Raw genomic sequence first — 11696 nt, 5'->3', positions numbered from 1 at the left:
CTCCTTCATCGTTGCAATCTATGTTGTCATGCCGATTCCCGCGGATACGCCAAGTGAACGGTATAGATCGATGGTTTGACTAGCCAGAAGAGTCCAGTTATAAAACTGTTTAACGTCTTGCATTGCCGTCTGAGCCAGTTGATGCCGCTGATTAGGGTCGCGAAGTAGCCAGCGGAGTTGATTCGTCATGGATTCGGGGTCGCCTGTGTACATCATGGCGCCGTTTTCGCCATGGCGAACGATCTCACTCAGCCCTCCCGTATCCGCAACAAGAACTGGCGTACCCAGAGCCATCGCTTCCAGCGCAACAATTCCAAATGGCTCATACAAGCTCGGGAATACCGCCACATCAGCCAAGGCGAACAGCTCATTTCGCCTTGCGTCGTCTACAAAACCCAAGAAGCGGACTTGCTCAGAAAGTCCCATCTGATGAACCAACCGCTTCCACTCGTCTTGCATTGGTCCTCTGCCAGCTATAAGCAACTTCGCATGCAAAAACTCATTGCGTAGCCTTGCCATGGCTTCCAACAATAGATGAACACCTTTTTCCTGGACCAAACGCCCTACAAAAAAGAGGACCGGTCCATCGCCTATCGCCAACTCCTGCCGAAGCTGTTCACGATTTACATCCGGTAGGGGAATGAGATCGACACCATTGTGAATGACACGTAATTGGGATGATAGTGTTCCGAACAGACGCATGACTTCCGACTCCATATACTTGCTGCAAACGATTATTGAGTCAGAACTTTGTGTTAGCGTACGTTCACACTCATGAATCCTTTGCTGCAACGGTGTATGAATGCCTTGATGCCGACCATGTTCCAAAGCATGAATCGTGCTGATGAGCGAAAGAGAGTACCTCTGTTTCAGTTCGATCGCAGCCCAGCTGACAAGCCAATCGTGAGCGTGGATGACATCTGGTCGCACCCCAAGTGACCAGAGCTGGGAGGCAGCATCGACCATTGCCAAATTCAGTTGAAACACCCATGCCAGAAAGTCAGCTTGTTCAGAAGGAATGTACGTAGGCAAACGGTGTACGTGAACCCCTTCCATCGTCTCATCTATGGAGCATGAATCTGTCGCGCGTGTCAGCACATGCACCACGATTCCTTGCTGGACAAGATGCCTAGCAAGATCGTAGACAGCCCGACCAAGCCCCCCTACCACATGAGGGGGAAATTCCCATGCAAGCATCAAAACTGTTTTTGTCGAAGACTGATCTTGCGTAGCCGCTACCAAATGACGCGATACGTTCACTCTATGCGTTTGTTTAGGCAAATAGAACGTGATATCCAAGTCAGGAAAGATCGGAAAGTCAGCTTCTGCTTGTGCAATAGCCTCTTCATCCAGTTGATGCTCTCGATACATCGCTAAGAGTGCCCGCATGCGAAACAAATGATCATGAACGCGTTGCACCGCATACCGGGTGACCGTTTGACCGTCTAAAATAAACGCCCAATCACTGCTTTGAGCCAGCATCAATTCGCGTGCAGCCTGCTGGAGGCACCGTAAAGAAAGCTGATCTCCTTTCTGCTCAGAAAAGGTAGTAATCGCTCCGATCAGTTCCCGCTCTGCTTGATGCAGATGCCTGTATATCCAGCCATTGTTCTCGTTCAGCCAGACTTCTCCGTAGCCATTTCTTCCCCATGTAGACATAGGCAAGTGACCGCGATCCTGCTCTGGGTACTCCTCCAAATATTCAGATGGTGTCATTAATTTCACTTCTTTTGAATCACAAACCGTTTTCCGCATGAGGTCATCCAAAAACTGCGGACCCTCGAACCACCAATGACCAAACAGCTCCGCATCATAAGTGGCGACGACCAACGGCTTGCGATCCATCCAGTGACTGGCTTCCTCCACTTGACGCTCTCGGTGATACAGGAAGTGTCCCGCATGTGACGCTGCTTTTTCGCGCGCCCAGCTTGGCTCATACCAGTCCTTATCCCCTTCTTTTCCGGTGATCCGATAGTATTTCAAACCAGTATGCACGCGAATGCCGTCAGGATGGATGTACGCCTCGATGTAGCTCATCTCCCTGTCAAATCCAATATCCCGGTAGTATTCACGATAGTCGTAGTCCCCTGGATAACCATCGATCGAGCTCCATACCTGGCGGGAAGCCACTTCATCACGGGCAAAGGCAGCCACATCATGCGGCGTGAACAAGGGTGCCAACAACCCTCTGCGAGGTAAAGGCGTCGCATGCTCTATCGTGTGACTGTCTACAAAGAAATACCGAAGCCCTGCCTCTTTCAGCAAGCGATCCAGTCCAGGTGTATATCCGCATTCTGGCAGCCAAATCCCCTTCGGACGTCTTCCCAGAATCCGCTCGTGTGTATCGATGCCCACCTGAAGCTGTGCCCGAATCGCCTCTTCTGTTTCCACATAGGGCAAAAAGGAGTGAGTGGCTGCGCAAGTGATGAGTTCGAGGCATCCGCTATCCGCAATATGCCTAAAGGCCTTGATCAGTTGAAAATCCCACTTGCGACAATAGGCAATGATGCTTCGAAAACGCTCCACGTACATTTCGGCGATACGGTGTTCTTGGGGTTGACCTGCGGTGCGTTTGACTTCCTTCCCAGCCAATTCAACGGTCTTGGCTAGATGTGTGCGAAAGCGTGTCACGATCAAATCATCATCTAGCATGGAAAGTAATGTCGGAGAAATAGCAAGGGTCATGCGAAAAGCGATGCCGTCTGAGAGGAGCTTGTCGAAAACCATGAGCAAGGGAAGATAGCATTCCAGCATGGCTTCATACACCCAGCGCTCTTCCAGGCGATCGTCCCGATCCCCGTGTCGGACATAAGGCAGATGGGCATGCAACACGAGGGAGAGATAACCTTTGTGCACAAATGACACCTCACTTATTTGATGTTTTGGTATACAACGAGTAGGAGGAAAAGTTCTCAAACCAGGAAGGAGTAGCTGGATCGCGGACGGGTTCAACTAACGGTTCCCCCCAGCTAGCTTTTGAATTGTGTGGGGTAACTACCGTTTCCGAGCGTAAAATCGGACAAAACCGATTGTGTTCATATAAACCAAAATCAACAATGTATGTACGTCCTGGCTCTACATCTTTCACGTACCAGGAATGAGCCTCTTCATGTACAAACACATCTCGGACGGAATGCGCATTTTTTCCATCAAATAAGCGTTCGGTAACATCATACAGACGCAAGCCCTTCTGGATGTGACGATAATCGGCTTGCAGGTACGATGCGACCATTCTCATACGCGGCCAAGTGATTTCCCAATAGATGAATAACACAGTCGGTCCTTGTGCCATGACTTTGACAATGTCCCGACCATAAAACGCAGGCAATTGCCATTCCAATTCCGTTCTAGCGGGAGGTGGTGTCTCTGGCTTCGCACGGTCTTTTTTCAGGCGATACTTAACTTGACCGATCGTTAAGCCGCACTCTTTGGCAATTTGTGCAATGGACATGGATCGTGAACGCAGTTCGAGAATTTTTTCCAGCATCTTCTAGCACTCCCCCTCCGCCAACTTCGCCTATCTGTGCTTTCCCAATGTCAATCATAGCCAATGCTGCTAACAAAGACTGTCGAATGCTGGATGCACATCCCTTCTTCTTTTGTCGATCAACAATCAGGTTTTCGTCATAGGCAAACAAAAGTCGCTCTCCTTCCATTCTTACAAAGCTACTTCTCTAGACATTCTTTTCTTTTTGGCAAATAGGAAGAAAGAGCTATATTCCGTCATCTTTTGTTTTATTTGTAAGGATTTTCATGTTGGATACCGATACTATAAAATATTCAATTCTACTTCCAAAAAGAATGAAAAAGGAGTCAATGAAGAAATGAATCGTTCATGGATTAGCATGGTAACAGCAGGATCAATTGCAATTTCAACGGTAGCGGTAGGCATGCCACTAGCAGCTCAAGCCAAAAGCACACTGCCAAGCCCATCCCAAGAGCCCAATGATTCGCAAATTGGTCATACACCGGTTCAGGAAAACATGTCGAAACAACAGGTACGCCAAGCAGCCAAACAGGAGAAGTACAGCATCTCGCACCTGAATACATTAGACAATTCAGAGCTTGTTGAATTGTTGAAGGAAATCAGTTGGACGCAAATCCCTGAGCTGTTTACTTACAACGAAGACACCCAGGAATTTTATGAAGATCGGGAGCGGGTTCAGGCGATCATCGATGCCTTGCAAGAGAGTGGCAAGAACTTCACCAAGGATGACGAGCAAGGCATACATACATATGTAGAGGTTTTGCGTTCGGGGTATTACCTGGGGTATTACAATAATGAATTAAAGTATTTGATGGAGCCAAAGTATAAGCAAAACATTATTCCAGCACTTCAAGCCATTACTTCCAATCCAAATTTAAACTTAGGTACAAAGACCCAAAACGAAATCATCAGTTCTACGGGAAAATTAATTAGCAACACGACTGTTGATTCTGAGACAATCGGTCTTCTGTCAAAAGTAATGGAGGACTTTAACGACAATCGGGATAAATGGTCAGATGATCGCGAAGCAAGCGAGGCCTTTTACAGCGTCCTTCAAGGTGTTGGCTATGTTCTGATTTGGGGTGTAGATGATTCAGAAAGAGATGAGCTAAAAGGCAGCATCGACGCATTTCTCGACCCCATTTTTGACATGGCGGAAAATGGTGACACTTCCGCTGATCACGTATGGTTGACGAACAATGCCTTGTATTACACAGGGAAATTAGGAAGCTACTACAGTGATCCAGACAAAGCCAATGACATTTTGACGAAAGCGATGAAAACTTATAAAAAGTGGAGCGAGCCATACTTCACTGCCGCGCAACAAATCGAAGAAACATATGGCGAGGATGCCAATGGAAACAAAATCGACCTCGAGGAAATGAAAAAAGAAGGGAAAAAGCATTATCTTCCGCAGCAATTTACTTTTGATGGCGGAGCGGTTGTGTTCAAAACGGGAGATAAACTAACAGAAGAACAGGTTGAGCGCTTGTATTGGGCATCCAAGGAAGTGAAGGCACAATTTCATCGTGTCATCGGCAATGACAAGGAGCTAGAGAGCGGTAATCCGGATGATGTACTGACTATTGTCATCTACAATACGCCTGATGAATATAAAATGAATCGCTTCTTGTACGGATACGACACAGATAATGGTGGTATCTACATTGAGGGTACCGGCACTTTCTTCACCTACGATCGGACAAAAGAACAAAGCATCTACAGTCTGGAAGAGCTGTTCCGTCATGAATTCGTCCATTATTTGCAAGGAAGATATGAAGTACCGGGCATGTGGGGACGTGGAGAGATTTATGAGAACAGCCGCTTGCCTTGGTATGAAGAAGGCGGAGCTGAGTTTTTCGCAGGTGCTACCCGAACAGAAGGAATCAAGCCTCGTCAATCAGTTGTAGGCAATATCCGAAATGCATCGTCTTATCTCGATTACACTGCGGCAGATATGATGCGTGCCAAATATGGAACCCTGGCATTCTACGACTATTCATTTGCACTTCAGTACCATATGTTCAAGAATGATTTTGCTCGTCTGGATAAAATCAATGATACGATCCGTTCCAATGATGTATCTGCTTATGATAACTTGATCGAAGACTTCAGCCGTGATCGCGCTCTTGAACGTGGCTATCAAGAAACGCTAGAAGAATTGATCGACCAGTATGAAGAGTTGGATGTCCCTCTCGTTTCAGATGATTACTTACAAAAAGTGGACGTGACGAGCAAAGAAGAGGTTTATCGTCAAATCGCAGAGGTTGCCTCTCTGACCGATGTAAAAACAGATGAAAAGGACTCTGAGGAATTCCGCAGCTTCACGTTGCGCGGGGTCTATACGGGAGGAGCTTCCCAAGGGGAATATCAGGATTGGCAAGAAATGAATCGCCTCACAGATGGATTCCTCAAGGAGTTATCGGATCTTTCCTGGAATGGCTATGACACGGTTACGAGCTACTTCACCAATTATCGTACGACAAAAGATGGACGTTTTGCCTATGATGTCGTGTTCCACGGGAAGCTGGCTCAAGAAGATGGCTCCGAAACAGAACAGCCAACCCCTGACGAATCGTCTATTACATTGGGCAAGTCGATAACTGGTATCATCCATCCACAAAAACCGAATCAGGAGTTCCGTCTCGATGTGAAATCAGCCCAACAGCTTCAAGTAGAGATGGAAACGAAGCAAGGAGATGGAGTGGCGTGGCTTGTATTCCACGAGTCTGATAGAGAGAACTACATCGCCTATCCCACCAAGCGTGAAGGTAACAAGCTGATCGGATCATTCGATGCAAAACCTGGGACTTACTATGTGACTGCTTATACGTATCGTACAGGACAAGAGGACCAACCGTTTACCTTATTGGTTACGGGTGAAGATAGCCCGCAAGAGCAACTCTATCAAGAAAGCGAGAGCAATGATTCTATCGAGCAAGCAAATGGTCCATTGCCGATAGGTACGTCTGTTTCAGGTGACATGAAAGGAAACGACTGGCAAGATATCTTTGCCTTCCAAGTAGATAAGCCAGAAGAAATACGTATTTCTCTGAACCCTCAGCAGGGACAAGGTGTGACTTGGATGCTATTCCACGAAGGAAATCAAGATCAGCCTGTAGCGTACCCACAAGAGACAGAGGGAAATCTGCAAAGCGCCCATTATCAAGTAATGCCTGGCCGTTACTACTTGTATGTGTACAAATATCAAAATGAAGACGTTGTGTATACGGTAGAGACCAAGCAGCGCTAATCTGCAAAACAAAAACACCCCCAAACGAGCTACAAAAATCGTTTGGGGGTGTTCGTTTCTCTCCTGTTTTTTTACAGTTATCGGCGCTTTGTAATTCGCCCAGAGCCCCCTACCTTCGTTCGTGGAGGCGATTTACTTTTCGGCGGGGAAAAGCTCGAGCGTTTGGATGAGACAGATCCACTCGACTTCGAAGATTGTCCGCTGGAAGAACGAATAATTTTACCTGAACTACCGCTAGAAGACGACTCCCCCTGCTTCTTGAAAAGGCTGCCGTCAGAACCTACCGTACCATCCGTGTTCTTCGCATTACTCCGTTTGAAAATACTTCCCGTACCCTCTTTGGTAATTGGCGGCGCAACTTTTTTGTCCTCGATTGTAGGCACGCGATACGTTCCGGAAGGCTTGTATATATCCTTGCTAGAGTAGCCACGATAGCTGCCCTTTTTACTTTTCTTAAGCCCGTCGAACAAATCATCCAGTACGCTAGCTACAATGTATCCCTGCAAAAACGAAGAATCGTAGTTTTGCCGGACGTACTCTTTGCTGTCGACCTCGATCAACGTATCCGTCGGCTTGGCAGCGTCTTGCTGCAGATGGTATATCTCGTCCGGGTAAATGAGGAACATATGCTGCGGATCTTCTTTGGAGATTTCATCTGGCGTATTCTGCTCCGCCAGCTCCAAGGCTACCTCCGGTACAGTCTTGTCTTCCGCACGATAGACGCGTGACGACTGTCCATTGTCCTTGGTTGAGACAGATTCAAGCGGATATGTCTCGCCAACCGCAGGGCTGCCACAACCCGCTAGCGTAAGGAGGAACAACGCCGGAATCAGCAGGAGCTTGATTGATTTCATCCATGGATTTGGCATGTACTTGTCCCTCCTCTCTATGTGCCGCGCAGCACCTGCACATCCGCTGGCAGAACACTTTCTCCCTCATAGAGCATAAAACGGCCATCCTGCCACTCGATTCGCAGCAACTGGCGTTGATCGGATTGGAATTGCCAGATGTACTGCTCCCCTGATGTGTGAAACGGCGCTTTCCCCACAGTCTGGACGGAGCCATTATATTGCTCCTCCAAATGGTAGGTAACATCGTCCATCTCGATTGTAGTTGGTACTTCGTCTATTGAATCCAGTCGTCCATCAATCACGCTATACAGATGATAGACAACCTTCTCCCGTTCCTCGATATACAGGTAGCGAATGGTCGTTCCATCCTGCAACGTAAGCATTGTGGCTTTGCGACTCGCATTACTCGCCTTCCCTATTACTTGATAGGTAACGAGCGATACATCGACCACATCACCCGGTCCCACCGTCAGGATGCTCTTCTCAGGTGCAGGAGGCTCATGCTTGGCAAAAATGTTTTGGATTCGCTTCATCAAACTCATGCTGTACTCCCTTCCCTATCACGTCTTACAGACATGCAGCCAAAATCAAGGCACCCACGAGATGGAATGAACCCGCCATCATGGCATGTGCCACTTTTCCTTCCTGCGTCCCTTTTTCCAAGTCCAGTCCGGCCACTTGCTTTAACAGCCACTCCACGATTCTCTCCAAAAGGAACAGAATGATAAATGAGAGCACAGAAACGAGCAGTGCTGTCCACAATAGGTTGGAAGTCATAATAGATTGCGATAAGATGTATCCTTGCGCAAACAGCTTCATGACAAAACGCGTCGTGACCGCGATGTTTCCATTTTTGATTTCCGTGATGTCCTTGTATTTCGTAAACAACGAATCGATCCACATCAAAACAAAAAGTAAAATGCCGCCGGCTCCTGTCCAAACCAGCATCCCTAGTATTTCTGTCCACGTCAAAGCGAATCACTCCACTTTCGTCAAGGTGTTTAAGGTCTGAAAAAAAGGGAAACCGCCTGAAGCGGTTTACCCCTCATATTTTTTCAACAGAGCAGCCAGTTCGTCCTCAACGGCTTGATCCTTATTCAGCTTCGCAATTTCATCATCTAAAGAGCTCTGTTTTTTGTAAATCTCGCCGCTGGCTTCTGCTTCTGCTTCCATTTGCAGTGCTTTTTCTTCCATGCGTTTCAAGCCAGACATAGCCGAGTTCGTGTCGAAGCCACCCATCGCCTGGTTGATCGTCTTTTGCGCTTTGGCTGCATTGACGCGGGCAACTAATGTTTCGCGCTTGTTTTTCAGCTCGGTAATCTGTTTTTTCATTTCAGCCAGCTTCTCGCGCAATCCATCGGCTGCCAGCTTGTTTTTCTCGTAGCTATCCTTGTATTCGTTCATTTTTTGCTCGGCGGCTTTCTTTTCTTCCAGAGCTCGTCGAGCCAGATCGATGTTCTGCGCTTGTGCTGCGATATGAGCTTGCTCATCACGCTTTTTCACCAAGGCTTCCTGTTCTTCATACAGTACCTTGAATTTCTTTTCCAAAGCAATTTGGGCGGCAACCGCTTTCTCTGCTTCATTCAAGTCTTCTTGCATATCACGCAAATACTGGTCTGTCATTTTGATTGGATCTTCTGCTTTCTCAATCAAAGCGTACAAATTGGACATGGTCAAATCACGCAGTCTTTTAAAAATGGACATGGAATATTCCTCCTTAAGTACCTGCTAGGTAGTTCGGCCTGAATTTGCCGTCCCCGTTATACCTGTATTTACGATCATTACGCAAGTAAGTTTCAATAATTTATTTTTTTATTGGATTACTGCTCGAAAGTAAGTTCGCCCGATTCTACACTTTTCAAAATAAGCTTTGCTTGAAATTGTGTCCCATCCTGACGTTCAAGCTTCATTTTACCTGTTTTGCCTTTTTCAATGAGTGCTTTAATCTGTGTATCCGTCAGCATTCGCCCGTAATTCTCTTTCCATATGACGAATTTACAGCCTACGTTGTAATTCGAACAACCGTAACCTTTGCGTCCCATGAAAATGGAGCCTCCGCAACCCGGTCGTGGACATTTGGTGATGATACTCGAAGTTGTACGAGTGGTCTTTGCTACTGTTCGAGTTGAAGCCTTTGTTGTGGCATTACTGCTACTTGATCTACCTGTACTTCGCCCGCCAGCTCGTCCTCTTGTTTTCGAAGATCCTTTCTGAGTGGTACTCTCACTCTCAAACAAGGTCTTCTCAGCACGAGATTGTACGCGAACCTTTTCTACGATCATTGTAGCGAATTTCTTCACATTCTCCATAAATTGCCCGTCGGAGGCGGTCCCTCGGGAGATCTCATTCAAGCGGCGCTCCCAATGCCCCGTCATTTCAGGAGAGGTTAATAGTTCGATACCTGCTCCCCTAATCAATTCGATAACGGTACGGCCTTTTAGCGTAAGTTGAACCTTTTTCCCCTGCATCTCAACGTATCCGACCTTTTTCAGTCGTTCGATGGTAGCTGCACGAGTTGCCGGAGTTCCCAGACCAGATTCTTTCATCGCATCACGCAGTTCCTCGTCCTCGATTTGCTTACCTGCGCTTTCCATGGCCTTTAGGAGCGTTCCTTCCGTAAAATGCTTGGGCGGCTGTGTTTCTTTCTCCTTTACCATCGCATCCGAGCATACTACACTGGCATCAGATTGAATGATAAAAGGCTCGTTCACTTCAATCTCTTCTTTATCCTCTTCTTCTTTGGCCGCACCTTTCACACTCTTGGGCTTTTCCTTCTGCTGATCGGCATAAATAATCTTCCAACCGAGACTTTTCCGTTCTTTCACCGACGTTTTGAACATTTCATTTTCCACATCGGTTATGATCGTATGCATCTTATATTCAGCTGGCGGATAAAACTGTGACAGAAAGCGGCGCACGATCAAATCGTATAGCTTCTGCTCATCTGGCGTAAGCCCTGAAGCCTTTCGATTTGTCGGCAGGATAGCATGGTGGTCGTCTACCTTTGCTGGATTACATATAAATTTGTTGCCTTTATGAACCAAACTACGGTTTGCACCCTTTACCAGAGCGTCATATCCAGTGCCTTGCAAGGACGACAAGGTGTTGTGCATTTCGGGAATATTTTGCTCTGTCACATAGTTGGAATTCGTCCTCGGATAAGAAATCACTTTGTGTTTTTCATAGAGTGCCTGTGCTACATCCAAGGTTTTTTTAGCGGAAAAACCGTACTTGCCATTGGCCTCACGTTGCAGCAATGTCAGGTCATACAGCTTAAATGGATACTCCTTGGTATCCTTTACTTCGTAGGATGCTATCCGCCCTTGTTTTCCTTTCACTTTACGAGCCAACATTTCTGCTTTAGATGAATCGGTTAAGCGATCACCTTGCCAAAGACCCTTGTACATCCTCTCACCCTGCGAAAAATGCCCTTCCACTTGAAAAAACGTAACCGATGAGAAAGCCTCAATCTGTTTCTGGCGATCATAAATAAGAGCAAGGACAGGGGTCTGTACTCGTCCGACAGAAAGGAGCACGTTATGTTTGGTCGTAAATGCACGCGAGCCATTCATCCCGATTAGCCAATCGGCTTCACTACGAGATTTTGCTGCCCTCGTTAAGTTTTCATAGGCTGCGGCATCCTTCATCTCCGCAAATCCTTTCCTGATCGTTTCAGGGGTCAAATCCGAGATCCACAGTCTTTTAACGGGGTGGCTCAATTTTAGATGTCGCTGAATGAGTGAAAAGATGTGTTGACCTTCCCGCCCGGCATCGCATGCATTAATCAGCAGATTGCTTCGTTTGGCCAACTGCCCGATCATTTTTAGCTGATCGAATGTTTTCCGATTGGGCACTAGCTTAAATGGATCGGGAATGATAGGAAGATCATTGATGTTCCACTTTTTATATTTTTGATCGTACGCCTCCGGTTCCGCCAGTTCAATTAAGTGCCCGATTGCCCACGTAATAATGTATTTTTCACCTTCTAAATAGGTGCGGTGATTTTTAGCTTTAGGATCTATTGCGGCGGCAATATTTCGTCCCATGTCAGGTTTCTCCGCAATAATTAGTGTCTTCAAATGATAATCGCTCCTTCTAAAACTCT

At 46.9% G+C, this 11696-nt stretch carries 8 protein-coding genes; 1 reads left to right on the top strand and 7 read right to left on the bottom strand.

Annotation, left to right across the window (positions count from 1 at the left end; all coding sequences use genetic code 11):
• Positions 1-18: 18 nt before the first annotated feature.
• A complete protein-coding gene (locus HP399_RS11885; RefSeq protein ID WP_173617249.1) occupies positions 19-2856 on the bottom strand; it encodes a 1,4-alpha-glucan branching protein domain-containing protein in 2838 nt (945 codons plus the stop codon).
• A gap of 10 nt (positions 2857-2866) precedes the next feature.
• Entirely contained in the window at positions 2867-3487 is a 621-nt protein-coding gene (locus HP399_RS11880) for a DUF4912 domain-containing protein (RefSeq protein ID WP_173617248.1), read from the bottom strand.
• 337 nt (positions 3488-3824) lie between these two features.
• Here HP399_RS11880 and HP399_RS11875 point away from each other — a divergent pair, with 337 nt between their 5' ends.
• Positions 3825-6740, top strand: a complete 2916-nt coding sequence (locus HP399_RS11875) for a collagenase (protein ID WP_173617247.1) — start codon at positions 3825-3827, stop codon at positions 6738-6740.
• A 77-nt stretch (positions 6741-6817) separates the two neighbouring features.
• Here HP399_RS11875 and HP399_RS11870 read toward each other — a convergent pair whose 3' ends face one another.
• The 5 genes from HP399_RS11870 to HP399_RS11850 form a co-directional block, all read right to left on the bottom strand.
• Positions 6818-7609: a DUF4247 domain-containing protein gene (locus HP399_RS11870; RefSeq protein WP_173617246.1), complete on the bottom strand. Its 792-nt coding sequence runs from the start codon at positions 7607-7609 to the stop codon at positions 6818-6820.
• 17 nt (positions 7610-7626) lie between these two features.
• The gene (locus tag HP399_RS11865) at positions 7627-8133 is read right to left on the bottom strand and encodes a DUF4178 domain-containing protein (RefSeq protein WP_173617245.1); all 507 of its coding nucleotides are present in this window, start codon (positions 8131-8133) and stop codon (positions 7627-7629) included.
• Positions 8134-8158: 25 nt separating this feature from the next.
• On the bottom strand, positions 8159-8563 hold the full coding sequence (locus tag HP399_RS11860; protein WP_173617244.1) for a DUF350 domain-containing protein: 405 nt from the start codon (positions 8561-8563) through the stop codon (positions 8159-8161).
• Between the two features lie 66 nt (positions 8564-8629).
• Positions 8630-9295, bottom strand: a complete 666-nt coding sequence (locus HP399_RS11855; protein ID WP_007717775.1) for a PspA/IM30 family protein — start codon at positions 9293-9295, stop codon at positions 8630-8632.
• Positions 9296-9411: 116 nt separating this feature from the next.
• Positions 9412-11670 carry a type IA DNA topoisomerase gene (locus HP399_RS11850; protein WP_173617243.1) on the bottom strand — a complete coding sequence of 753 codons (2259 nt, stop codon included), beginning with the start codon at positions 11668-11670 and terminating at the stop codon, positions 9412-9414.
• Positions 11671-11696 lie beyond the last annotated feature (26 nt).

The sequence above is a fragment of the Brevibacillus sp. DP1.3A genome (assembly GCF_013284245.2).
Lineage (GTDB): Bacteria > Bacillota > Bacilli > Brevibacillales > Brevibacillaceae > Brevibacillus.
The sequence above is the reverse complement of the archived record's forward strand: the minus strand, read 5'-3'. Positions and strand labels throughout refer to the sequence as shown.

Coding starts and splice junctions, on each gene's coding strand:
- HP399_RS11880 (WP_173617248.1), bottom strand. CDS start 3,487: ATGCTGGAAAAAATTCTCGAACTGCGTTCACGATCCATGTCCATTGCA.
- HP399_RS11875 (WP_173617247.1), top strand. CDS start 3,825: ATGAATCGTTCATGGATTAGCATGGTAACAGCAGGATCAATTGCAATT.
- HP399_RS11870 (WP_173617246.1), bottom strand. CDS start 7,609: ATGCCAAATCCATGGATGAAATCAATCAAGCTCCTGCTGATTCCGGCG.
- HP399_RS11865 (WP_173617245.1), bottom strand. CDS start 8,133: ATGAGTTTGATGAAGCGAATCCAAAACATTTTTGCCAAGCATGAGCCT.
- HP399_RS11855 (WP_007717775.1), bottom strand. CDS start 9,295: ATGTCCATTTTTAAAAGACTGCGTGATTTGACCATGTCCAATTTGTAC.